Origin of the sequence: Christiangramia aquimixticola (assembly GCF_048285835.1) — a bacterium.
Classification (GTDB): Bacteria; Bacteroidota; Bacteroidia; order Flavobacteriales; family Flavobacteriaceae; genus Christiangramia; species Christiangramia aquimixticola.
On record NZ_JBLVTL010000004.1, the window covers coordinates 31,348 to 56,686 of the forward strand.

General features: G+C 38.1%; 21 protein-coding genes. 5 read left to right on the top strand and 16 right to left on the bottom strand.

Annotated features, from left to right (window positions below; translation table 11 throughout):
* Positions 1–5: 5 nt before the first annotated feature.
* Together ACNKXV_RS09355 and ACNKXV_RS09360 are read right to left on the bottom strand one after the other, a co-directional pair.
* Positions 6–3,032: a SusC/RagA family TonB-linked outer membrane protein gene (locus ACNKXV_RS09355; RefSeq protein WP_417907462.1), complete on the bottom strand. Its 3,027-nt coding sequence runs from the start codon at positions 3,030–3,032 to the stop codon at positions 6–8.
* 226 nt (positions 3,033–3,258) lie between these two features.
* The gene (locus ACNKXV_RS09360) at positions 3,259–6,000 is read right to left on the bottom strand and encodes a helix-turn-helix and ligand-binding sensor domain-containing protein (RefSeq protein ID WP_417907463.1); all 2,742 of its coding nucleotides are present in this window, start codon (positions 5,998–6,000) and stop codon (positions 3,259–3,261) included.
* Between the two features lie 92 nt (positions 6,001–6,092).
* Here ACNKXV_RS09360 and ACNKXV_RS09365 point away from each other — a divergent pair, with 92 nt between their 5' ends.
* The 5 genes from ACNKXV_RS09365 to ACNKXV_RS09385 all read left to right on the top strand — a co-directional run bounded on the left by ACNKXV_RS09365 (position 6,093) and on the right by ACNKXV_RS09385 (position 10,518).
* Entirely contained in the window at positions 6,093–7,763 is a 1,671-nt protein-coding gene (locus ACNKXV_RS09365; protein WP_417907464.1) for a sulfatase family protein, read from the top strand.
* Between the two features lie 116 nt (positions 7,764–7,879).
* On the top strand, positions 7,880–9,139 hold the full coding sequence (locus ACNKXV_RS09370) for a putative DNA modification/repair radical SAM protein (protein WP_417907465.1): 1,260 nt from the start codon (positions 7,880–7,882) through the stop codon (positions 9,137–9,139).
* Positions 9,139–9,915: a TIGR03915 family putative DNA repair protein gene (locus ACNKXV_RS09375; protein ID WP_417907466.1), complete on the top strand. Its 777-nt coding sequence runs from the start codon at positions 9,139–9,141 to the stop codon at positions 9,913–9,915. The genes ACNKXV_RS09370 and ACNKXV_RS09375 overlap by 1 nt, the downstream gene beginning before the upstream one ends.
* A 47-nt stretch (positions 9,916–9,962) precedes the next feature.
* Positions 9,963–10,211, top strand: coding sequence for a hypothetical protein (locus tag ACNKXV_RS09380; protein ID WP_417907467.1), 249 nt, complete (start codon positions 9,963–9,965; stop codon positions 10,209–10,211).
* Positions 10,212–10,281: 70 nt separating this feature from the next.
* Complete coding sequence (locus tag ACNKXV_RS09385; RefSeq protein ID WP_417907468.1) at positions 10,282–10,518, top strand: hypothetical protein; 237 nt, start codon at positions 10,282–10,284, stop codon at positions 10,516–10,518.
* 52 nt (positions 10,519–10,570) lie between these two features.
* On the opposite strand, the gene ACNKXV_RS09390 is transcribed toward ACNKXV_RS09385, so the two are convergent.
* The 14 genes from ACNKXV_RS09390 to ACNKXV_RS09455 all read right to left on the bottom strand — a co-directional run bounded on the left by ACNKXV_RS09390 (position 10,571) and on the right by ACNKXV_RS09455 (position 25,259).
* Positions 10,571–11,548 (bottom strand): polyprenyl synthetase family protein, encoded by a 978-nt coding sequence (locus ACNKXV_RS09390; protein WP_417907469.1) that lies wholly within the window; start codon positions 11,546–11,548, stop codon positions 10,571–10,573.
* A 47-nt stretch (positions 11,549–11,595) separates the two neighbouring features.
* Positions 11,596–12,639, bottom strand: coding sequence for a dual-specificity RNA methyltransferase RlmN (rlmN, locus tag ACNKXV_RS09395; protein WP_417907470.1), 1,044 nt, complete (start codon positions 12,637–12,639; stop codon positions 11,596–11,598).
* 116 nt (positions 12,640–12,755) lie between these two features.
* Positions 12,756–13,805, bottom strand: a complete 1,050-nt coding sequence (gene queA, locus ACNKXV_RS09400) for a tRNA preQ1(34) S-adenosylmethionine ribosyltransferase-isomerase QueA (protein ID WP_417907747.1) — start codon at positions 13,803–13,805, stop codon at positions 12,756–12,758.
* A 90-nt stretch (positions 13,806–13,895) separates the two neighbouring features.
* Positions 13,896–15,113 (bottom strand): 3-phosphoshikimate 1-carboxyvinyltransferase, encoded by a 1,218-nt coding sequence (locus ACNKXV_RS09405; protein WP_417907471.1) that lies wholly within the window; start codon positions 15,111–15,113, stop codon positions 13,896–13,898.
* Between the two features lie 26 nt (positions 15,114–15,139).
* The gene (locus ACNKXV_RS09410) at positions 15,140–15,394 is read right to left on the bottom strand and encodes a hypothetical protein (protein WP_417907472.1); all 255 of its coding nucleotides are present in this window, start codon (positions 15,392–15,394) and stop codon (positions 15,140–15,142) included.
* On the bottom strand, positions 15,394–15,720 hold the full coding sequence (locus ACNKXV_RS09415; RefSeq protein ID WP_417907473.1) for a nucleotide pyrophosphohydrolase: 327 nt from the start codon (positions 15,718–15,720) through the stop codon (positions 15,394–15,396). The genes ACNKXV_RS09410 and ACNKXV_RS09415 overlap by 1 nt, the downstream gene beginning before the upstream one ends.
* On the bottom strand, positions 15,686–17,734 hold the full coding sequence (locus tag ACNKXV_RS09420) for a DUF3857 domain-containing protein (RefSeq protein WP_417907474.1): 2,049 nt from the start codon (positions 17,732–17,734) through the stop codon (positions 15,686–15,688). Before ACNKXV_RS09420 ends, ACNKXV_RS09415 begins: the two co-directional genes overlap by 35 nt.
* Before the next feature lie 4 nt (positions 17,735–17,738).
* Positions 17,739–19,655 (bottom strand): DUF3857 domain-containing protein, encoded by a 1,917-nt coding sequence (locus ACNKXV_RS09425; RefSeq protein WP_417907475.1) that lies wholly within the window; start codon positions 19,653–19,655, stop codon positions 17,739–17,741.
* Between the two features lie 48 nt (positions 19,656–19,703).
* Complete coding sequence (gene dtd, locus ACNKXV_RS09430) at positions 19,704–20,156, bottom strand: D-aminoacyl-tRNA deacylase (RefSeq protein ID WP_417907476.1); 453 nt, start codon at positions 20,154–20,156, stop codon at positions 19,704–19,706.
* Complete coding sequence (gene rsgA / locus ACNKXV_RS09435) at positions 20,156–21,103, bottom strand: ribosome small subunit-dependent GTPase A (protein WP_417907477.1); 948 nt, start codon at positions 21,101–21,103, stop codon at positions 20,156–20,158. The genes dtd and rsgA overlap by 1 nt, the downstream gene beginning before the upstream one ends.
* Positions 21,104–21,333: 230 nt before the next feature.
* Positions 21,334–22,422 (bottom strand): chorismate mutase, encoded by a 1,089-nt coding sequence (locus tag ACNKXV_RS09440; RefSeq protein ID WP_417907478.1) that lies wholly within the window; start codon positions 22,420–22,422, stop codon positions 21,334–21,336.
* Positions 22,412–23,296 carry a prephenate dehydrogenase gene (locus ACNKXV_RS09445; protein WP_417907479.1) on the bottom strand — a complete coding sequence of 295 codons (885 nt, stop codon included), beginning with the start codon at positions 23,294–23,296 and terminating at the stop codon, positions 22,412–22,414. Before ACNKXV_RS09445 ends, ACNKXV_RS09440 begins: the two co-directional genes overlap by 11 nt.
* The gene (locus tag ACNKXV_RS09450; RefSeq protein ID WP_417907480.1) at positions 23,293–24,438 is read right to left on the bottom strand and encodes a pyridoxal phosphate-dependent aminotransferase; all 1,146 of its coding nucleotides are present in this window, start codon (positions 24,436–24,438) and stop codon (positions 23,293–23,295) included. The genes ACNKXV_RS09445 and ACNKXV_RS09450 overlap by 4 nt, the downstream gene beginning before the upstream one ends.
* Positions 24,435–25,259 carry a prephenate dehydratase gene (locus tag ACNKXV_RS09455; protein WP_417907481.1) on the bottom strand — a complete coding sequence of 275 codons (825 nt, stop codon included), beginning with the start codon at positions 25,257–25,259 and terminating at the stop codon, positions 24,435–24,437. Before ACNKXV_RS09455 ends, ACNKXV_RS09450 begins: the two co-directional genes overlap by 4 nt.
* Positions 25,260–25,339 lie beyond the last annotated feature (80 nt).

Sequence of the window (25,339 nt, forward strand, 5' to 3'; positions counted from 1 at the left end):
AATTTTTATATTTTAACATTTATACCAACAGTATAGATGGATGGTACAGGATACGTTTGTCTATCAACTCCGTTATTTACTTCCGGGTCAAAACCATTATAATCAAAGAAAGTAAATGGTCTTTCTGCTGTTAAGTACAATCTTGTGGTTGGCAGATTATCATTTTTAATGGTATAACCCACCTGGATATTCTGAATTCTAAAGAAGTCACCATCCTCAACCCAGAAGTCACTTAGCTGTTGATTCCATAGTTTACGCAATCCTGCAGAAGATGGGTAAGAATTACTTGTTCCTTCTCCATGCCATCTGTTAATCGCAAGATCTGCATCCATGTTGGTATCCTGTGTAAAGATGATCTCTCCTCTTTTACGGTTAAGGATCTTGTTACCAACCTGCCCGTAGAAACTCATTGAGAAATCAACTGCTTTATAATTGAAACCAAGGTTTCCTCCATAGGTAAAATCAGGTAGGAAAGAACCTAAAATTACACGGTCATCTGCATTGATAAAACCATCCCCGTTCTGATCTTTATAAATAAGATCTCCGGGCATTAAGTTAGCTTCCGGCTGATTAGCAGCGTATGGATCGGCATCTACCTGCGCCTGATTTTGATAAACTCCTTCTACCTCATAACCGTAGAATGCCAGTAATGGATCACCAATTCGGCTAATCTGTCTGAACTCTGCTGTTCCTCCATTTATAAAACCTTCCTTATTATTGATCTTGGTAATTTCGTTATGTACAGTAGCGAAATTTGCTCCAATATTATAACTGAAATCTTCAGAAAGATTATCAGACCATTGTGCGCTTAATTCCAATCCCTGGTTACGAATGGTTCCCGCATTTTGCTGCAGCACCACATTGATCACCGGGATGGTAATTGGCATGATAGCATCTTTGGTATCACGTATATAATAATCTGCAGTTAAATTAAGACGGTCGTCAAGCATATTGGCATCCAGTCCAAAGTTCTTTTCTTCCACTCTTTCCCAGGTATTGTCTGTAAAGACGCTGGTAGAAGTAAACCCATTATAGGCCTGTTCTCCAAAAGCAGTAAATACATTATTAATAGTATTTTGCCCGGAACTTGCTACAACATTATCATTCCCCAGTTGCCCGTAACTTGCTCTAAGTTTCAGGAAGGAAATAAAATCGACTTTTTCCATAAAGTCTTCTTCAGAAACTACCCATCCAAGTCCTACTGAAGGGAATAGACCCCATGGATCCTTGGTGAATTTTGAGGAACGCTCATATCTTAAAGTCCCGTAAGCAAGAAACTTATCTTTATAATCGTAGGCCAGTCTTCCGAAGAAAGATAAACCGTAGATCCTTGAGATGTTTTCACCAACATTATCTGCGAAAGACTGTGGATTAGCAAAATCTAAATACCAGCTGGAATCAAACCTTACCCCTCTAATTTCCTGACCTGTAGCACGGAAAAAGCTTCCGGCCTCGTCACGGTAGGAATGTCCCGCAAGCAATGTTATGTCATGATCTCCGAATTCGTCATTATAAGTAAGAGTATTATCCCAGTACTGATTTGAAAAATTATTCTGAGCTCTGGTAATAGACGATATTCTTTCAAAATTATTCCCTAGCGTGTATGGTAAATTCACATATCGCTCTTCGAATGCGGAATAATTATGGCTATAAGAAGTTTTGAAGGTTAATTTATCTTCAATGAGGTCTCCTTCAAAGAACAGATTCGCTAAAAGCTTGCGAACCTTTATCCTATTATTATTATAATTAAGGTCTGTGAAAGGGTTTTGCGTCCCTCTGTATCCAAGGTTTTGAGCGTTGGAATATCTATTAGGAGTAGCGGCAGTATTCATTGAATCTATAACCGGCATAATTGGCACTGCAAAATATGCTTTGAACCATGCTCCATTTTCAGGAGTGTATTGAGTGGCATTACTAAAAACCGCATTTACTCCGGTACGGAATCTGTCCGAAAGATCAACATCCATTTTGGAACGTATATTGAATCTTTCGTATTCATTTTTCATGTCCAGGATACCTTCCTGAGAAAAGTAGTTCGCTCCTAAAGCATAAGCCACTTCTTCTCCACCTCCGGAAACACCAATACTATGACTCTGCATGATCCCTCCTCTTAAAATCTCATCATACCAATCTGTATTTACATCAGGGATATTTGGATTTACACGGCTTCGACCATAACGCTGCATGGCATTAAGAATGTATTGCTGCTCTGCCTGTGAGCCGGATTCCTGAACCATGGTCACGAATTGCTCGGCGTTAGCCATTTTCACAACATTCTGAGCTTTTTGAATTCCGGTATAACCTTCATACTCGAATTGTGGTTTTTGATTTATTCTCCCTGATTTAGTCTCGATGATCACCACTCCGTTCGCTGCTCTTACTCCATAAATGGCTGCTGAAGAAGCATCTTTTAAGACATTTATAGATTTAATATCCTTTGTATTAAGGAAGTCTATATCATCATAAAAAGCACCATCTACAACATAAAGTACATTCGATGCTCCAGACCCTGTATTATAGGTACCTAAACCACGGATTCTAACGGTTGGTGAATCACCCGGACTCCCGGCTGAAACAATCTGAACTCCCGGTACTTTCCCCTGTAAGGATTGCATTACATTGGAAGTTGGTGTTTTTTCAATCTCTTCTGAACTTATGGATACGATAGATCCGGTAAGATCACGTTTCTTTTGAGTTCCATATCCCACTACAACTACTTCGTCCAGTTGACCAGGATCTTCCTGAAGACTTATATTATAGGTATCCTGGTTTGTGATCTCGGCTTCCTGAGAAGAAAAACCAAGGAAGGTTACTCTAAATTTGTCTCCAACTGCTACATCTTCTAATGTAAAGTTTCCGTCAAAATCTGTTATGCTGAAAATCGATTTTCCTATTACCTTAACTTCTGCCCCAGGTAAAGGAACTTGATTCTCATCTGTAACGATACCACTAATGGTTTTTGTTTGCTGTGCATTTATAATACCCGAAAAAACCAGGAAAAAGGCACAAGCCAAGAATAGTTTTACTTTCATACTCTTTGGTTGTTTTGCTTAATTGTACTTGAAAGATACGCTCGAACGCGTTTTTTACGCAAACGTTATAGTACACATCTACTACTTCATGTAAATTTAATTTTTATTTAACTGTTTTTCAAGTATTTAACAAGCTAATGAAGTAGAATCCAAGGGGTGTTTTAAGAGGATGATGTAGTAATGTAGTAGTGTTTTTAATACAATTTTATAGCTGATTTCTAAGATTTTAGAAATTCTTTATTAAAAATTTTGTGAGATTCACATCGCTGTCCAAATCCATTTTTTTTCGTAACCTATAACGATGCACTTCCACCCCGCGAACTGAAATTCCCATTAAAGGAGCAATCTCTTTGGAACTTAAATTCATTTTAAGGTAGGAGCATAATTTCAAGTCCTTACTAGTGAGTTTTGGATATTCTTTCAGAATATCTTTAAAGAAGTCCTCGTGCACTTCATTAAAGTTAGTTTCAAATAATTTCCATTCATCTTTGTTCTTGACCGCATTATTGATTTTGTTCATTATATGCTTCAACCGAAACTGATTTGAAAACTTGGTTTTATCCTTGTTCAATTCGGCCTGGATCTCCATAAGCACTTCATTCTTCTTCGCTGCCATCATGGTGGTATTAGCCAGTTCCTTTCTCTTAAGGTCGATCTCGTTCATCAATTTTTCCTTTTCCAGCTTATTTAATCGTTCCATGTGTTCCTTTTCAAACCTGGCTTCCAACTGCAACTGATGTTTTCTAAGTTTCATCTTATTTAACCAAATAATGAGAAAACCAATGGATATAACCATAAGTGCATAAACCATCTTCATAGGCATTGACAGATACCATGGAGGTGCAATACTAAACTTGAAGGTTTTGCTCGAGGCATTAATGAGTCCCCCACCAATGGTGCTTAATTGCAGTTCATAATCCCCTTGTTCCAGATTTCTGAAATTAATTACACCGGAGGCTATTTTTCCATTTAGATTATCTTCACCGGTTAGTTTATACTGAAGTCCGTGCGCCGAGGATTCCGGCAAGCCGGCTTTTAAGGTGATATTTTGAGATATTGCATAAGGAATTACCGGAGATTCATTTAACATAAAACGCCGGTCTCCGGCTGAAAATTCTTTAATAAAAGGTTCGCTCACCCAGGGATTTTTTAATTGTCTTTTAAGCTCCCTTAAATTAACCTGAACAAAACCGTCATTAAGAGTTATATTAAAAACAGAATCATTTTCCTGAATTATATTCTCATTTGCTTTTACTAATCTGGAATTTAAAAGTTCAGGGCCTATCACAACCTTGTCTTCTTGCAAATTAGTAAGCGTAAGGGCTCCGGTTTCTATATCGCAAAAAACATAATTTGGCTCCTCATTTAATATAAGGCCGGAGTTGGAATAAGCTTCAAACTCCTTAAATATTTCAAATTGGTCCTTAAAAGGATTGTATTTAAACCACTTCCCATTTATGAAGGATAATATCTGATTATTTATATTGTAAATTCGGGGATTGAAATTTTTAGTTTTCCCTAAAGATGAAATTTTTTCTACCTGAAGATTTTCAAATTCTTCATGGGTGATTTTATAGATCCCCTCATAAGGATGTGCGACCCACAGTCTGGAACTGTTTTCTATAACCAGATCTTTTACAGGAAATGATATCCCGCTGAGTTCCTTAACTTTTCCGGTTCGCTTATCATAAATGCTTAACCCGGTATAATCGGCAATCATCAGTTTCCCGGGTTGGGTTCCTATTTTTTTAATAGAGAAACTACCGGTCCGGGTGTCTACCGGAATAAACTTATTATTTTCGATCTTATAGGTTCCGGTATTATGGTTCGCATATAATGTGTTATCAATAACCTCCAGGTTCCAGGCATGATCACCGGCATCTTCAATTAACTTTAATTGGCCATCCATAAAGGTGTAAACCCCTGTGTTGGAAGCGAAATAATAGGTGCCATTAAAATTTTGCATATCATAAATCGCACCCAATTCACCCGTATTTTCTGTATAGAATTTGAATGGAGCTTTTAAGTCTATCATGTCCACTCCTTTATCCAGAGCCAGCCAGAGTTTTCCCCGGGAGTATGCCATACCCAAAACAGTATTGTTTTGCAATCCAGAGGATCTGCCATAAACTTTAAAATGATCCTCTTTTAAGTTGTACTGAACTATACCATCCTTAATAGTTCCAAGCACCAACTCATTTTCTGAAATAGAGATAATATGGTTTAATTCAGACCGGACTAATAAACTATTCAGGTTGCGATTTTTTATCCTGCTTAATTGTTGATCTTTGTAGATAAAAAGTTCTTCCTTCCCGGCAATAAAAAGCTCGTTACCCCTAGCTTTAATATCAATGATATTTATTCCATTTAATTCCCTCAAGTCTCCTTCTAATGCTTCACTTTCTCCATCTTCATTAAGATAGGCGAGTCCTTTAAGTCTTGGAGCATATATCAACCTATCCCTGTAATTCCCAAGGGCAGTAGAAACCTCATTTTTTATTTTTGTGATCTTATCACTTTCATATTTATATATAGCACCAAAAGATCTGAAGTAAATAGCATTATTGTAAGAAATGATCTCCCAGAATTCATCACTTTGCATTTCTAAATCCTGCATCAGGGGAGTCAAACTTGTGTAATGTAACCGACCATCATTAAGGGTTTCCCAAAAGCCAAATTCTTGGTATGATCCTGTGTAAATACGATCCTGATATGGGTAAACCGAGCGGATAATGGATTGATTCTCCAAACTGTATAATTCCCAGCTCAAACCATCAAAAACCAACAAACCCTGATTATTCGCTGCATAAACAACTCCTCTATCATCTAAAGCAATATCCCAATTCTGGCTTGCTGCACCATAATCTGCCGGTGAATAACTTTGTATAGGTGGAACTAATTCCTGCGAATAGGCATAATTTATAATTAACCCTATAAATATCAGACAGTTGAGGAAAATATTTTTCATCCTGTATATTGGTTTGTGCAGTATTTGTGCAGGTGAAAAGTAATAATTTCCAGCTAAAACTTTCGTATTTTTCCAATTCAAATTTCTTTCCAATGCAATTTTCCAGAGTATTTCCCGGGCTTCATTTTTCAGGCATTTTTATTATTTCCTTATTATTTATTGGTTGCGATCAGAGCAAGAAAAAAACGGAAAAGGAAGAAGATTCCAATACCAAACCAAATATTGTATATATTATGACAGATGATCATGCTGCACAAGCTATTAGTGCTTATGGTCATCCGGTAAGTCAGGTAGCTCCCACTCCAAATATTGATCGAATAGCGACCAATGGTGCAAAATTCCTGAATAACTTCTGCACCAATTCTATTTGTGGACCAAGCAGAGCTGTTATTCTAACAGGAAAATTTAGCCACCTAAATGGTTTTAGAATGAATGGGGAAACATTTGATGGCTCTCAACCCACCCTTCCAAAATATTTGAAAAAAGCAGGCTACCAGACAGCCATAGTTGGGAAATGGCATTTACATGGAAAACCTCAGGGATTTGATTACTGGAAGATCTTAAATGATCAGGGGAATTATTACAATCCCGAATTTATCCATGAAAACGACACCACGATCGTAAATGGTTATGCCACCGATATTATCACGGATATGGGTATCGATTGGATCAAAGAAAAAAGGGACAAAGACAAACCTTTCTTTTTAATGGTTCACCATAAAGCCCCCCATCGTAACTGGATGCCTCCATTAAGACATATTAATACTTATGACTCAGTTAATTTCCCATTACCTGAAACATATTTTTCTACCCATGAAGGACAGATCGCTGCGCAACAACAGCAACAAACCATTTATGAAGATATGTATGAAGGCCATGATCTAAAAATGACTGTCGCTAAAGGCAGTGATTCTTTAAAACATAATCCCTGGACCTCAGACTTCGACAGAATGACTCCTGAACAAAGAAAAGCATGGAATGCCGCCTATCGTCCAAAAAATGATGCCTTTCATGATGCTAATTTAAAGGGAAAAGATCTGGCCAATTGGAAGGGTCAGAGATATTTAAGAGATTACATGGGTACCGTAGCCGCCGTGGACGAAGGTGTGGGTAAAATTCTTGATTATCTTGAAGAGCAAGGCTTAACCGAAAATACAATTATTGTCTATACTACAGATCAGGGATTTTATCTGGGAGAGAAAGGATTTTTTGACAAACGTTTTATGTATGAAGAATCTCTGGCCATGCCACTGTTAATTCAATATCCAAAGCATATTGAAAAGGGAACTACTATAGATGCATTAACTCAAAATCTCGATTTCGCCCCTACCTTTTTAGATTTTGCAGGAGTGGAAATCCCCGGATCAATGCAAGGCCAATCTCTGTTACCTTTATTAACCAAAAGTGAAAATAGTAAAGATTTTAGAGATGCTGTTTATTATCACTATTATGATTTCCCGGCTTTCCATATGGTTAAACGTCATTACGGAATTAGAACCAAAAGGTATAAACTGATTCATTTTTATGATGATATCGATACCTGGGAGTTATATGACCTTAAGGAGGATCCCACAGAGAAACATAATCTTTATGGATCCCTGGAATATGAAAAAGTTCAGAAAAAACTTCATGCTGAATTAATAGAACTTCAGAAGAAATATGGCGTTACTCAGGACGAATTTAAAAAGACTCCCGCTGCAAAAGTTGAACAGGCCTATGAAAATTTTGCACGGTTAGCTGGTAAAGATCAAAAGGTGAAATAAGCAACTGCAACCATTTTACTTTTCGGTCAATTTCTATTCGAAATGCGTTAAAACTAAATTCAGGTAATTCCACTCTGAATTGGAATTTTTCCTAATTTTGGAGAAATTCCAATTTTATGGATTTCGACCGAATAAAAGAAAAGCTTAATATTCTCGCAGATGCTGCCAAATATGATGTTTCATGTTCCAGCAGTGGTTCTAAGCGAAAGAACACTACCAAAGGCCTGGGAGACTCATCCGGGATGGGCATCTGCCATTCCTATACCCAGGATGGGAGGTGTGTTTCCTTATTAAAAATACTACTCACCAATCATTGCATCTTTGACTGTGCTTATTGCGTAACGCGAAAAAGCAATGATATTAAACGGGCTGCTTTTAAGGTGCAGGAGGTTGTAGATCTTACTATTAGTTTTTACCGGCGTAATTACATCGAGGGACTTTTTCTTAGTTCGGGAATTTTTAAAAGTCCGGATCATACCATGGAGCGACTAATTCAGGTGGCGAAAAAATTAAGGAATGAAGAGAATTTCAATGGTTATATACATCTAAAAAGTATTCCTGGTGCGAGTGACGAATTAATGCGGGAAGCCGGTTTATATGCCGACAGGCTAAGTGTAAATATTGAAATTCCGACAAAATCCGGTCTTAAATTACTGGCACCGGATAAGAATCATGAGGATTTCATGAAACCGATGGAGAAAGTGAAGAATGAGATCATTCAGTATAAAAGCGAATCGAAATTAATTAAAAGCACTCCTAAATATGCACCCGCGGGCCAAAGCACTCAAATGATCGTGGGAGCAACCGGAGAAAGTGATCGGGATATCATGTATTCCTCAGCATTCTTTTATAAAAAATATAATATGAAGCGGGTATATTATTCAGGATATGTACCTATTAGCAACGATCCCAGATTACCTGCGCTCGGCTCGCAGGTTCCCATGATGAGAGAAAACAGACTCTACCAGACAGACTGGCTGATGCGGTTTTATGGCTTTGATATCAGGGAAATTCTAACCAATGATTTTCAGCATCTGGAAATGGATATAGATCCTAAACTAAGCTGGGCCCTGCGTAACCGTCATCTCTTTCCGGTTGATGTAAACAAAGCAGATAAACAAATGCTTTTAAGGATTCCGGGTGTGGGTTTAAAATCTGTAAGCAAGATTTTACAGGCCCGAAAATTCAGAAAACTTGGCTGGGATCACCTTATTAAGATCGGGATTTCCATGAATAGGGCGAAATTCTTTCTTACCTGCGATTCAAGAGAAAAGGAATTAAGAGACATGGATAGTGAGCGCCTGAAACAGCTTATTCTAAAAACCTCTTTTAGCAAATACAAGAAAGAATTCAGTGATCAACTAAGTTTATTCTAATGAAGGAAACGGTATTAATTTACGATGGAAGTTTCCAGGGGTTTCTAACCTGCGTATTTACCGCTTATGAGCAGAAGTTAAAGGTTATTGAAATAGTTCCCGCTGGAGAAGAGCAACAGAAGTTATTTTGTGAGACGGTTGATATAATAACAGATCATGTCAAAGCTCAACGGGTGATGAAGGGCTTAAAGGCAAAAACATCATCCAATACATTATTGCGATTACAATGGGCGTTTTTAAGCGAAGTTCCGGGGATTGAGGTGAAGATGTTCGATATGGTTCACTATATATTCTCTGCAAAAGCCAAGGTAGATCTGGATTATTCTCACCCCTCTGTCCTCTATATTGCCAATGTAGCCAAACAAGTAGGAAGAGAAAAACACCGGATGGAAGCATTTGTAAGATTCCGGCTTACTAAAGATGATCTGTATTTTGCCATTATCGAACCAGATTTTAATGTACTTCCTATTATTACCAAACATTTTAAAAGCAGGTATGCAGATCAAAAATGGCTGATCTATGATATTCGAAGAAAATTAGGAGTGCATTATGACCTCGAAAAAACGCAATACGTCTCCATGGAACTACCTGAAGACCTAGGCATTTCAGGCGGAAATCCCGATTACTTTGAAGCAGGTGAAATCTATTTTCAGCAATTATGGAAAGAATATTTTGACTCCACTAACATTAAAAGCCGAGTAAATATGCGCCTTCATGTACAACACGTACCTAAGCGCTACTGGAAATATTTAAGTGAAAAGAGTCCTTTTGCGTAAATAAAAATTGTTTAACTTTGTGTCTTCAACTAATTAAACATTTTACAATGAAAAAATTATTCTTACTATTTGCTGTTGCAACAATGTCTCTTTCTATCTACTCTTGTAGAGAAACTACTGAAGAAAAAACCGAAGAAGCTGTAGAAGCTATGGGTGAAGATATGGAAAACGCTGCTGATGAAGCAGGAAATGAAATTGAAGAAGCTGGTCAGGACGTAGAAAACGCTGCTGAGAACGCTGAAGCTGAAATGGAGCAAGAAGTAGAAGAGGAAATGCACGAAGATGACAACATGTAATCATCTTTTTTCTTAATAAAATTAAAGCCATTCATTGAATGGCTTTTTTTAATTATAAAAACCACGACTTATGAAAAAATCAATAATCTTAATCCTCGCCGTTAGTTTTAGTCTTTCATTTTACTCCTGCCGTGAAGCCACTCAGGAAAAAACCGAGGATGCTGTAAAAGCTATAGGAAAAGACATTGAATCTGGCGCCAAAGATGCCGGTGAAAAGATCAAAAAAGGAACTAAAAAAGTGAAAGAAGAAATTCATGAAGAGATTCATGAAACAGATGATATGAATCACGATAACCACGATCATTAATCCTTCTTCAACTGAAGTCATAAAAAAAGCGAAACCCTAAGTTTCGCTTTTTTTATTTTTTCCGTTCAATTACATAATTGACCATGAGTTCCAGACTGTCCCGGTATTCAGACTCAGGATAGGTTTGTAAAATCTGCAAAGCTTCATTCTGGAAATCCTTCATGCGTTTTACTGCATACTCCAGCCCTCCGTTATCTTTTACAAAGCTTATAACTTCCTTTACTCTGCCTTTATCCTTATTATGATTTTTTACCGAATTGATGAGCCATTTTCGATCCTTTTCAGATACATTATTCAGCGTATAGATCAACGGGAGGGTCATTTTCTGCTCTTTTATATCGATCCCGGTAGGTTTTCCAATTTTTTCTGAACCGTAATCAAACAGGTCATCTTTAATCTGAAAGGCCATCCCGATCAACTCCCCAAATTTTCTCATTTGGGACACCTCTTCGGAATCTGGTTTTACAGATGCCGCACCCAGGCTACAACAGGCAGCTATTAAAGTGGCGGTTTTTTGTCTAATAATATCGTAGTAAACATCTTCAGTTATGTCAAGGCGTCTGGCCTTCTCTATCTGTAGCAACTCACCTTCACTCATCTCCTTAACAGCAACCGAAATAATCTTCAGAAGGTCAAAATCGTTGTTGTCAATAGAAAGTAAAAGGCCCTTGGATAATAAATAATCTCCTACCAGCACCGCAATCTTATTCTTCCAAAGCGCATTAATGCTGAAAAAACCTCTACGGCGGTTGGAATCGTCCACTACATCATCATGAACCAAAGTAGCGGTATGAATCAATTCTATAACCGAAGCTCCCCGGTAAGTACGTTCGTTCACCTTCCCGCCGGAAACCATTTTGGCAACGAGAAATACGAACATGGGACGCATTTGCTTCCCTTTGCGGTTTACTATATAATGGGTGATCCTGTTTAAAAGAGCAACTTTAGAAGACATCGATTCAAAGAACTTTTTTTCAAAAAGCTCCATCTCCTGCTCTACGGGAAGTTTTATTTGGGAAATAACCTTCATAAAGACGGTAAATATACATATTTAAAAGGAAGCATTACCTTTTAAAATTAAGCCGACTTGTTAGCTAATTGACCACATGCTGCGTCTATATCCTTACCTCTGGAACGCCTAACGGTAACGGTAATTCCGTTTTTCTCCAGCATTTCCTGATACATGTTGGTAGCTTCTGAAGCTGCCTGCTGGAACACTCCGTCATCTATTGGATTGTACTCAATTAAATTGACCTTACAGGGAACATATTTGCAGAATTTCACAAGTGCTCTTGCGTCATCTCTGGTATCGTTAATTCCCTTCCAAACAATATACTCATAAGTGATCCTGCTTCCGGTTTTAGAATACCAGTATTGTAAAGCATCCCGAAGGTCATCAAGAGGAAAAGTTTCATTAAAAGGCATGATCTGGGTCCTAACCTCATCTATTGCTGAATGCAGGGAAACAGCAAGCTTGATCTTGGCCTCATCATCTGCCAATTTCTTGATCATTTTAGGTACTCCCGAGGTGGAAACGGTAATTCTCTTTGGAGACATCCCCAATCCTTCCGGCGAAGTGATTTTTTCTATAGCCTTCATTACATTATTGTAATTCATCAAAGGCTCCCCCATTCCCATAAAAACTATATTGGAAAGCGGTCGATCAAAATATAGTCTGCTCTCGTTATCTATAGCCACTACCTGATCGTAAATCTCATCAGGATTAAGGTTACGCATCCTTTTAAGTTTGGCAGTAGCACAAAATTTACAATCAAGACTGCAACCTACCTGTGAAGATACGCAGGCCGTAGTTCTGGACTTTGTTGGTATAAGAACAGATTCCACAGTAAGGGAATCATGAAGTTTAACCGCATTTTTAATGGTCCCGTCACTACTTCGCTGCATCCGGTCAACCCGAATATGGTTGATCACAAAGTTATCTTTCAGCATCTGGCGGGTCTCCTTTGAAATATTGGTCATATCATCAAAAGAGTGCGCCGCTTTATTCCAAAGCCACTCGTAAACCTGAGAGCCTCGGAATGACTTATCTCCTTCTGAAACAAAAAATTGTTGAAGTTGCTCTTTGGTTAATGCCCGGATATCTTTTTTCTTATTCTTCACGCTGCTAAATTACAAACTTAAAACTGAAAGCTTCAGTCTCTTATATTTCTTTTGCTTACAAAAAAGGCCATAAACCGAGAGTTCAGCTTATGGCCTTATAATTATTCAAAATCTTATTATAGGATCAACATTGCGTCCCCATAAGTATAGAATCTATACTTTTCTTTTACAGCCTCTTCATAAGCCTTTTTCATAAAATCATGACCTGCGAATGCAGAAACCATCATTAATAAAGTTGACTTTGGAGTATGGAAATTGGTGATCATACAGTTCGCAATATTGAAATCGTATGGAGGGAAAATGAACTTATTTGTCCATCCACCAAACTCATTCAATGTTTGATCTGAAGATACTGCGCTTTCAAGCACACGCATTACCGTGGTACCAACAGCACAAACCTTACGTTTATCAACTTTAGCTTTATTGATCACCTCTGTAGCATCTTTGGTGATATAAGCTTCTTCGCTATCCATTTTATGCTTGGAAAGGTCTTCTACCTCTACCGGGCTAAAAGTTCCCAATCCAACATGAAGGGTAACCTCAGCAAAATCGATTCCTTTTATCTCCAGTCTTTTTAATAAATGCTTTGAGAAGTGAAGTCCTGCAGTTGGTGCAGCTACCGCTCCTTCTTTTTTAGCATATATTGTCTGGTATCTTTCTTCATCTTCCGGCTCTACCTCTCTTTTGATATACTTTGGAAGTGGAGTTTGCCCAAGTTCCTTCAGTTTCATTCTAAAATCACTGTAAGAACCATCATAAAGAAATCTCAGAGTTCTTCCTCTGGAAGTAGTATTATCAATTACTTCAGCTACAAGACTTTCGTCCTCACCAAAATAAAGTTTATTTCCAATTCTTATTTTTCTGGCAGGATCTACCAGTACATCCCATAATTTTGTTTCGGGATTCAATTCACGAAGCAAGAAAACTTCGATTCTTGCCCCGGTTTTTTCTTTATTCCCATAAAGTCTGGCAGGAAAAACTTTGGTGTTATTAAGAACCATCACATCTTCCGGCTCAAAATAATCGATTATATCTTTAAATTTTTTATGTTCAATTGTCTGCTCCTTACGGTTAAGTACCATTAGCCTTGCTTCATCCCTGTTTTCACTTGGATATTCAGCCAAAAGTTCTTTAGGCAGTTCAAAATTGAAATTTGAAAGTTTCATTCCCATAGTTCCTATTTTAAAAGCTGCAAATATACAATCTCAAGACAGGGGTTGTCAAGTAAATGCATGTTTATTTGGAAATTAAATAATTTATTGCCCCTTAAAACCTAATTTTTTGAAATCTTCCCAAAAATCAGGGTAAGATTTTGATACCACATTGGCATCTTTTATTGTTATTTTCGTTTTGAGTGCGAGAGGAGCAAAAGCCATCGCCATACGATGATCATTATAAGTTTCTATTTCCACTCCTTCTTTCAGACTTTTACAGGGAAGCAAATGCAAACTATCATCTGTGATTTTTACCTGAGCCCCGAACTTCTCCATTTCATTCTTTAATGCCAGCAGCCTATCGGTTTCCTTGATCTTTAAGGTATGAAGACCGGTCAGGATACATTCCCTGCCCAATGCCAGGCAGGTCACTGCTATTGTTTGAGCGATATCCGGTGAGTTTCGCAAATCTTCCCTTAAACATCTGGAATAAGGTCCTTTTTCCTTAATTAATTCGATGCTGTTTTCAGAAAAAATAGTTTTGACACCAAATTGCCTGTAAATTTCAGCAAGACAGGAGTCGCCCTGTTTGCTTTCTTTCTTGTAGTTGGAAAGTTTGATGTTAGCCGATTCGGCTATAGCACAAATGCTATAAAAATAGGATGCTGAACTCCAGTCTGACTCTACAGGGATACTTACATTTTCAACATCCACCTTCGGTTCAATATAAATTCTGTTGTTTTTAAAAGATCCATTGAGCCCTGCCTGTTTCAAAATTTCCAGGGTCATCAAGATATAAGGTGTAGAGGTAACCTGCCCTTCCAAAATAATTTCTAGACCCTGCGGTAAAGAGGGTCCAATTAGCATTAACGCCGAAATATACTGGCTACTAACATTTGCCGCAAGTTTAACCGATGGTGCCTCCAGCTTTTTCCCTTTTATCTGCAATGGCGGACATCCCTCATTTTCCAAATATGAAATATCGGCTCCCATACTTTTTAAAGCATCCACCAGTAGCTTAATAGGTCTTTCCTTCATTCGGGCACTTCCCGTAAGAGTAACCTCGCAGCCTTCCTTACAGGAAAAATACGCCGTAAGAAATCTCATGGCGGTACCGGCGTGATGTATATCAATAAGTCCATTACCTTTCTCCAGGGCAGCTTTCATCACTACAGAATCGTCACTGTTGGAAAGATTGGATATTGAAATATTGGGATAAAGTGCCTGCAGGATCAACAGCCGGTTGGATTCACTTTTAGAACCGGTTATTTGAAGATTGGCTTCTAAGTTTTTTTCGGAATTCTCGAGAGAAAGATTCATTTTGTACAGATGCTTAATCAACTAATTTAGTCTTTCTTTCCCTTAGTACGAAACTGGCCAAAGGATAAAATAAAACCATACAGGAAGGAAGCCAGAAACTGTCCAATTATAAACCGTACTAACTTCCCATCTTTGGTTCGTTCTTCAAAAAAAGTTGAAACAGCAAATTCTCCATATTCAAAAAATATGGTGATGACATTATACAGAACCAGAAAAGAAAGACCTAACCAAAACACCGATTTCCAGAAAGCTCTGGTTGAAATAATTGCTTTAAAATTCATTATTTCAGTTTTTCGTTGTTCTTGTGGCGATCCTTGTCTCGTTTGGTCTTGATATCAAGTTTCCTGTCAAAAGCCTCCTGAAGGTCAACTCCAGTTTGATTAGCCAGACATAGCACTACAAATACCACATCTGCCAGCTCTTCACCAAGATCCTTGTTCTTATCGCTTTCCTTCTCACTTTGCTCCCCATATCTACGGGCAATGATCCGGGCTACCTCGCCTACTTCTTCAGTAAGCTGTGCCATATTTGTTAGTTCATTAAAGTAACGAACTCCATGTTCATTTATCCAGTTATCTACCGCTTTCTGCGCGTTCTTCAAGTCCATCTGTCGAAATTTTACTCAAAACTATGCTTTCATTTTGTTTTTCGATAATGTTGTTGAAAAACTTTTGAATGATCTCATAATCTGTCGAAGGATAAATGATCTGCGAAATATTTAACTGAGAATCTATTCTTATAAAGTTTTTATTGCTGGTTACAAGGAATCTAAATTCTCCGGAATTCTCTTTAAGTTTCAGAATAATGCTTTCCGGCAAACTGGAGATCTCATAACCATCAGGGATCATAATATTTACCAGATTATGCTTTTGAGAAGGGAAATCAAAATATACAGGATATATTCTCTTTTCAGCTTTAAACGGATTAACGGTAGTAGTTTGAAAAAATAAAGGTTTGAAATAGATCTTATCTCCTATCATGTCCTGCCCATTCGCAGTTTCGAAAGTATAGCTCCCGGTAATATCCTTCCCTATTTTTTCAAAATTCTTTAGTTCCACGCCAGAAGTATTATAGCCAGTGCTTCCTTTAGACAAGGCTTCAGTTGCACTTTCGGCAGTACCATGAGCAGTGCGATAATTCTTGGCGTACAGGCCATCTTTGGTATTGATATATTTTCCTTTGATGGCTGTTCCTGTCATTTGAACATTTAACCTTGTTCTATCAATTGAAAAATATTCCGGCTGAAGACTAACCCATTCTGAAGTTCCATCTTCCCGAACAAGTCTTCCCTGCCAGTTTCGGGCAATTTTAGGTAATTCTCCAGGGCCGGCAGCTGCATCTGTTGCATCCATCAAAAGTGTATTCCCATTAAATTTTACTGCAGCAACTAAATAATTGAAACCAGATTTGGTAGGATAAAGCGGGATTCCATTTCGCGCTGTGCTCACCAATACTGGATCGGCATCCAGCCCGGCGTATTTTAACATGGAAACCAAAAGCAGGTTAATATCTGCAGTATTCCCTGAACCTTCTTTGTAAGCCGCCTTAAGACCGTTTTCAGGAATAAATCCTATATAATCATTCCATTTTACCTTGCGTTTTACAAATTCAAAGATCCTGCTTAATTTTTCCATCGGATCTCCGGTGGTTCCCAATAACTGTTTAAGGTCATCTTCAAAAAATCCGGTACTCCTTAAATGTCTCTCAAAACCATTATCCTGATACAAGGATTTGGATACACCTTCCCAGGTCTGGGAATAATTTTCCATAGGGGAATTAGGGAAATTCACGAATTTTAGTTCCCAATCCAGGAAAGCTGCATAATTCTCCAGGTGATCGACGTGATTCTCTTCCTGTAACGATGGAATATTTTCCTGTTCTACTACATATGAAGTTTGCATAAATTCCACCCGGGTATTACGCGTCCCTGTTCTGGTAAGTCTTGAATCTGAATCATCTCTATATGTATTGGTGAAAGACTTGACAAAAGGTTTGTTTTCCATATCAACCTTTACATATATAGCTGCTTTAGGATTATTATAAACTCCAAAATTGAAATATTCCGGAATGGTTACCGAGATATCCAACTTGTTGATTGGAATGGTATGCTGCAGTGTAACCCTATCCAGGGAAGTTGTAATTTTATCGGAAGATTTTCGGTATTCAAATTCAATCACACTGCCTTCTTTCACCGCCGGCATGGTGAATTTGGTGATTTTTCTATATCGGCTAGCATCCTCTTTGTAAATATTATCACGGTCGAGTTTAGTTTCAACCAGCTTACCATTTTCAAGATTATAAGTAACTCCTTTTATACTGCTAACGTTTTCTTCAAGATTACCCTGTCTCGAGCTTATTTCTTTAGTTGCCCAATCAAATCCTTCTTTAGTGTAAATTTTGATCCTTTGATGGTATTCTGAAACCAGATTAAAACCTGTACTTTGATTGTATTCAAAAAAAGTTCGTTGATAAGAGTATAGAATAGCTGCACCTGCATTTTCTTCGAGAGGATGCTGTTTTTCTTTCACCTCTTCTTTAGATACTTTCCCATATTTAAAGTTCTGGGAAAACAACGAGGCTCCCATAAACAGGAAAATCAAGCAGGTAGTAGTTTTAAGCATAGGTTTAGGATTTTGCATTATTAACAATAACAGCTTTTAAGTTGTTGAGCTTATTTACCATTCTTATGAAAAGCTGAAATTCGATAAATCTGGAAGCCGGCCAGTCACCTTCATTTAATACAAGGAACCGGTCTACTTCTATCGCACCACTGCCTTCATCTTTAGCTGTAATATTGATAGAGAAATTTCCAAATTCAGATTTTATGGATTGACTTTCGGGAAGCGATTCTATTTCAAATCCTTCCGGTAAGTTGAAAACAAAATGATCTTTATAGGTTCTACCACGAGCCAGGTGTAGAGGCATCGTTCTCTTTTCCAGGAAAGAAACCGAAATGTTTTGCTGTTGAATAAAGTTAAGAGGAATCAAAAGCCGGTTTCCTGCCACGGTGGTCAATCGCTCACCGGTAAATTTCAAATTCTCTTTTAACTCAATCGCCTCCCGGTCGTTTTCCAGTGCAATATTTTCAAATTCAATATTCTGAATTGTACGCCAGGTTCCACGATAATATTCCCGAAGATCCTCTTGAGTTTCCTCTGCCAGGTAATAAGCATTACCATAGGGAACACCTGAAGTTGATCGGGAAAAATCGGCCTCAAAACCACCATCTGAATTTAACTGAATGTTACATTCAATTTGACGAATATTCTCTGCTTCGGAATATTTTTTAGTTTTAATAATTTCCCCGCCTTTATTGGATATCTTTAAGGCAAAACGATCATCTGTAAATCCGCCTATATAATCAAAAGGATTGGTTTGACTGGTACATTCCAGCCAGATATCGGTAGAATCCTCACGCGGGATATTAAGGATAACATGATTTCCTTCCATTTTGGTGAAATCGGGATTAATATCCCTCTTTGCTCCTCCGCCATAAATTACAGTGTAGTAAGATTCTATCCCCTGACTTTTTAACAAGGCATGAGTATAATTTGTAAGGGCTTTACAATCTCCATATCCCAATTGATCCACCGCCATTGCAGTAGCAGGCTCCCAGCCGCCTATCCCATATTGCACAGAGATATACCGTGTATTATCCTGTACATACTGATAAATAATTCTGGCTTTTTCTTCGAGAGTTTTAGCATCTTTGGTAAGCTCACTAACTTTTTTAATAGTAGTATCCGGTAATCGGTCACGACCGGCTACTAGATTATCATACATCCATTTCCCAAATTCGTTCCAGTTCTGAGTTTGACCTTCTACGCCTTCAAGAGAAAATTGATCCAGAGAAAAAACAACATGTGGGAAAATTTTAAGAAAAGAAGGACTTAATAATTCATTTTTCCTGGCCGGAATATGCTGCGTGCTATATTTAAAATTAAAATCGTCGGTTACGCGAACTACCTGCAGACTGTCGAGATTTTCTTCTTTGTACCGAATTGAAAGATTCATGGGATTTTCCAACTCATACACAGAATTTTCAACACTTACTCCATATGCTTCAAAAGGATACCAACCAGTTAGAAATACTGAATTTTCTTTAATGAACTCACTTGTATATTTTACGGTATATGGATAGGACCTTGGTGTATAATCCAGGTAACTAACTCTTGAGTCTGAAAATAAAGTGGAAGACCCATAAGCACTTTGGTCTTCAAAATCCTTTTTCTTGATCTTCTTCACCTCTTCACCGGCAGCATCAAAGATCAAAGCTTCCTGACTTTTAATCCGGTCGCCCTCGCCATAATACTGATAGGCATCCAGGTGTCTTTCCCCTTCTTCATTGAGAATGGTTACCACTCTGGTGACATAGGTCACCACATGGTCCAGGTCTTTAATAATTGTTTTTCTATGGGAATTCCTAATAACTGCATCGGCATTTACCAGGAGCTCAGGATCGATTTGAGAAACAGAATATTCCTGTGATCGCATCGAGCCAAGGCTGATCACGAAAAGGAACAACAATATATTCTTGCGCATTAAAAGATTAGGTTAGCTGTTGCGCAATATATAAAAAATTAACTCTTTTTAACGTTTTTCCTTAGAGTCTATTATAATTGTGACCGGTCCATCATTTAAAATCATAACTTTCATATCGGCTCCAAATACTCCTGTTCCTACCTTTTTTCCCAGATCAGCTTCAAATTTTTCGACAAATCTTTCATAAAGTGGTTCCGCGGTATCCGGTTTAGCTGCATTGATATAGCTTGGCCTGTTCCCTTTTTTGGTGCTGGCGTGCAGGGTAAATTGGCTAACGATAATTGCATCACCATCTACACTTAGCAAGGATTCATTCATTACCCCTTTATTATCATTAAAAATTCTCATATTAATGATCTTTCGGCACAACCATTCTATATCCTCATCTGTATCTTCTTCCTCAATCCCTAAAAGAATCAATAAGCCACCGTGAATAACCGAACATACTTTATGATCTACAGTGACAGAAGCTTCTGAAACTCTTTGAATTACTGCTCTCATTATTTCTGATATTGGTCTACGCGGTAATTTTCATCTTCTCCTTCCATGATCTGCAAGTAGCTCTTATAACGAGACCAGGCGATTTCCCCATCTTCAAGAGCATCTTTAATCGCACATTTTGGTTCTTCAATGTGCATGCAATTGTGAAATTTACAATCCTGCTTTCGCTCAAAAAATTCAGGAAAATAATCCCCTACTTCTTCCCGGTCCATATCCACAACTCCAAAACCTTTGATTCCAGGAGTGTCAATTATTCTTGCATCAAAGCTAAGATCAAACATTTCTGCAAAAGTGGTGGTGTGCTGTCCCTGACTGTGCTGTTTGGAAATTTCAGAAGTTTTAAGATCAAGGCTTGGTTCGATGGCATTTATCAATGTAGATTTTCCCGTTCCACTATGGCCGGAGATCATACTGGTCTTTCCAAGCATTTTATCATGAACCTTATCTACATTCTTCCCGGTTTTTGCTGAAATCCCAATACACTCGTAACCGGCACTCCGGTACATTTCTGCAAGGTATTTCACTTCAGCAAGTTCTTCTATGGAATAAGAATCTACTTTATTAAAAAGCAAAACAGCAGTTATTTCATAAGCCTCTGCAGTTACCAAAAACCTATCGATAAAAGTGGTAAGAGTTGGCGGATTATTCAGGGTTATAAGCAAAAATACCTGATCGATATTGGAGGCTATTATATGAGTTTGCTTGGACAGGTTAACCGATTTTCTAATAATATAATTCTCCCTTTCTGCGATCTTTTTTATCACTCCGGTATTTCCTTCCACCTCCTCTTCAGGATCAAAAGTCACTTTATCTCCAACCGCAACGGGGTTGGTGCTTTTAATTCCCTGAATCCGGAATTTCCCTTTTATACGGCACTCATAAAACTTCCCGTTATTGGCCTTGACATGATACCAGCTACCTGTAGATTTATAAACCGTTCCCTGCATTGAATTCTTTTAGAAAAATTATTCCTTCTGTTATGTTTTTTTTAAAACTATTTGACCTTCTTAATCATCAATCAAACACCTATTTGCAAATTTACTTTTTAATTATTTAAAGCCATGCTATTCTTCTTCAAATTGGATTTGACACAGGCCTCCAGCCTAAACCCCATTTTTCCGAAATAAATATTAGCTGAAACAAAAAATGCTGTCAATATTGATGACAGCATTTTTATTTATCTGATTCCGTCTAAAATCTTTTGCTGATGATTGATGGATTCCTGATGAATTGCCTTGAACATTCTAAGCACAAATTCTTCACTCAGGCCTTTCTCTTCGCCTTCCAGAACCATTTTTCCAAGGATCTCATTCCATCTTTTTGTTTGAAGAATGGCAACATTCTGCTCTTTTTTCACATGTCCTATCTCTTCTGCGATCTTCATTCTTTTGGAAAGAATTTCAAGGATCTGACTATCTGTAATATCGATTTTCGACCTCAAGGTAGATAGCTTATTCTGAAACTCTTCACTAACAGAAATTTCTTTTCTAACTTTTAAATCATCCATGATCTTAATAAGTGTTTCCGGGGTGATTTGTTGGGCAGCATCACTCCATGCTTTATCTGGAGTGTGATGTGTTTCCACCATAATTCCGTCATAATTTAGATCCAGCGCTGTTTGGCAAAGATCAAAGATAATATCCCTTCTCCCTGCAATATGGGAAGGATCCAGGATCAATGGAAGATCAGGAAATTTATTCTGAAGCTCTATAGGGATCTGCCATTCTGGATTGTTTCTGTATTTTGTTTTTTCGTAAGCTGAGAACCCACGATGGATCACTCCAAGATTATTAATATCTGCAGTGTGGAATCTTTCAACCGCACCAAGCCACAAACTAAGATCAGGGTTTACCGGGTTTTTAACCAGTACAATCTTATCTGTCCCTTTTAAAGCATCTGCGATCTCTTGAACAATGAATGGAGAAACTGTGGTTCGCGCCCCGATCCATAAAATATCCACATCGTGTTTTAATGCGAGATCAACGTGATTGGCATTGGCAACTTCAGTAGTGGTTAGCATCCCCGTCTCTTCTTTGGCTTTTTGCAACCATTTAAGACCAAGCGCTCCAACGCCTTCAAAATTCCCGGGTCTTGTTCTTGGTTTCCAAATTCCTGCACGCAATACCGTGGCATCACTATCCTTTAACTGATGGGCAATATTTAAAACCTGCTCTTCGGTTTCGGCGCTACAGGGACCTGCAATCACCAATGGATGGGATAATCCAAAATTATCCAACCATGTTCTGAGTTCTTTTTTATTTTCCATGATCCTCTACTTTTAATTCTTCGTTCTTATTAATTCCGTTCAATACTTCTTTTATATGATTGGTTCTTTGCATTTCCTCAAAGATCTCTTCAAAATTATCATTCTCCATCAAGCCTTTAAAATTCTGCAGATTCAGAATATAATCATCAAGAATTTCCATGATATTCTTCTTATTCTGTCTAAAAATTGGCGTCCACATCTCGGGCGAACTTTTAGCCAATCTCACGGTAGATGCAAATCCACTCCCTGCCAGATCAAAAATATCCCGTTCATTCTTCTCCTTTTCCAAAACCGTTTTCCCGAGCATAAAACTGCTTATATGCGATAAATGTGAAACGTAGGCAATATGGCGATCGTGAGATTCAGGATCCATATACCGAATATTCATCCCGATGGCTTTAAAAACTTCAAATGCTTTATCCTGAAGTTTAAAAGCAGTTTTTTCAACCTCACATACTATGTTCGTCTTATTTCTGAAGAGTCCGCGAATAGCAGCCTCTGGTCCTGAAAATTCGGTTCCCGCAATTGGATGCGCTGCCAGATAATTTCTTCTTTTTGGATGACCTTCCACCACTGCGCACAGATTCTTTTTGGTGGACCCGGCATCTATTACCACGCAATCATCATTAACCAGGTTTAAAACTTCCGGAAGAACTTTCAAGGCGGCATCCACCGGAATTGCCATAAAAACCAGATCGGCTTCATTTAACTGCTGAAGGGAAACTGCTTTATCAATAAAGCCCAGTTCAAGGGCGCGATTTAGATTATCCTCATTCTGGTCCATCCCGGCCAATTCAATATCATCAAATTTCTCCTTCAGGTCAAGAGCAAAAGAACCACCAATAAGTCCAACACCTATAATAACAATCTTCATGATCTTACTCTTTTTAATGCTTCTTCAATAGTTTCTTCATTGGCACAAAGGGACAATCTTATATAACCTTCTCCCTGTTTCCCGAATATAAATCCGGGAGTTATAAATATATTCTTCTCATATAGCAGGGAATCTACTATTTCTTCAGTAGAAATTCCATCGGGAGTTTTTGCCCAGACAAATAATCCTGCCTGGTCCTGTTTTGCATCACAACCAAGTTCTTCCACCAGCTCCATCACCTTAATTTTTCTTGCAGAATAAATGCTGTTCTGTTGCTTGAACCAGACATCTGAAAGTTTTAAAGCTTCCACTGCCCCCGCCTGAACGGGAAAGAACATCCCACTGTCCATATTCGATTTTACTTTTAAGACCGCATTGATATTTTTCTCACTTCCGGCAAGCATTCCAACGCGCCATCCCGCCATATTAAAGCTTTTGCTCAGGGAATTCAATTCCATTACATAATCACTTTTAACATCTGAAGCCAGGATACTTTTGGGGTCGTTATTTTGAATAAAACTATACGGGTTATCGTTAATTACAAGAATTCTATGTTTTTCAGCAAATTCGGTTAGCTTAACAAAAACCTCCCGCGATGCATTTGTGCCGGTTGGCATATGAGGGTAATTAACCCACATTATCTTCACCCTGCTTAAATCCTGATTTTCCAGACTTGAAAAATTAGGCAACCAGTTATCTTTTTCACTTAATTCATAAGTTTCCACTTCGGTCTCCAGTAATTGGCTAACCGCATTATAGGTGGGGTATCCGGGATCTGGTATTAAAACCTTATCTCCTTTATTTAAAAAAGCCATGGAAATATGCATGATGCCTTCCTTGCTTCCCATTAGCGGGAGAATTTGAGATTCCGGATCCAGGTTTACTTTGAATTTTTCCCGATAGAATTCACTCATCGCATTGCGTAAGGCTACTATCCCTTTATAAGGCTGATATTGATGAGCATTCGTGGTTAACAAAGCCGAATTTAAAGCAGCAATTACTTCAGCCGGTGGCGCAAGATCTGGACTACCAATTCCCAGATTGATAACCGGCTTCCCGCTCTCCCTTAATGCCGCAACCTCCCTTAATTTTTTGGAGAAATAGTATTCCTGAACAGATTCAAGTCTTTTTGCTGTAATCATGACAACTTGTTTTTATAAGTTCCGAAGATCTTTAGATCCTCTGTTATCAATTCGAGAATATCCATCGCTTTTTCAAAATCCTTTAGATCTTCAAAAACCACATCTATAAAAAATGAATATTTCCATGGTTCATCAATTATGGGAAGTGACTGGATTTTGGTTAAACTCAGATAGGAATCCCTTAAAATATTGAGCACAGAAACCAGACTCCCTCTTTCACTTTTTAGATCGAATTTAAGGCTGGCTTTATCCACCTCAACTTCAGAAGGCATTTGTTGTCCTGCATCCAGAATTAAAAACCTGGTGGCATTGCTTTTTATGGTATGAATCTCTTCAGCCAAAATCTCTAACCCATACATTTTTGCGGCGGCCGGGCTTGCCACTGCAGCAACTTTTAACTTTCCGGAATCTGCTATTCGTTTGGCAGCTTCAGCAGTATCGGCATCTTCGATTAGTTTTATATGGGGATGCTTTTTAAAGAACTCCTTGCATTGCAATAAAGCCATGGGGTGCGAATAAACCTTTTTGATCTCCTCTATTTCCTGACCGCCAATTGCCATTAAATTCATATTTACCGGCGTGTAATGCTCCCCAATAATCCTGAGGTCATATTCATCTATCAAGGCATAATTTGGTAAAATAGAACCTACAATACTGTTCTCAATTGCCATAACAGCCTGGCTGGACTCACCCATATTTAATTTACGGGCAAGTTCATGGAAAGAAAGATGTTCCAATACCTCCACGTTCTTGTGGTAATAATCCATTGCCACCAGATGGTGGAACGAACCTTTGATTCCCTGAATTCCTATTTTAGTCATATACCTGTAAATAAAAAAAGTCCCGATTTTAGATCGAGACTTTTATATAATTTAGTGTTTAATTAATCATATAGCATTCC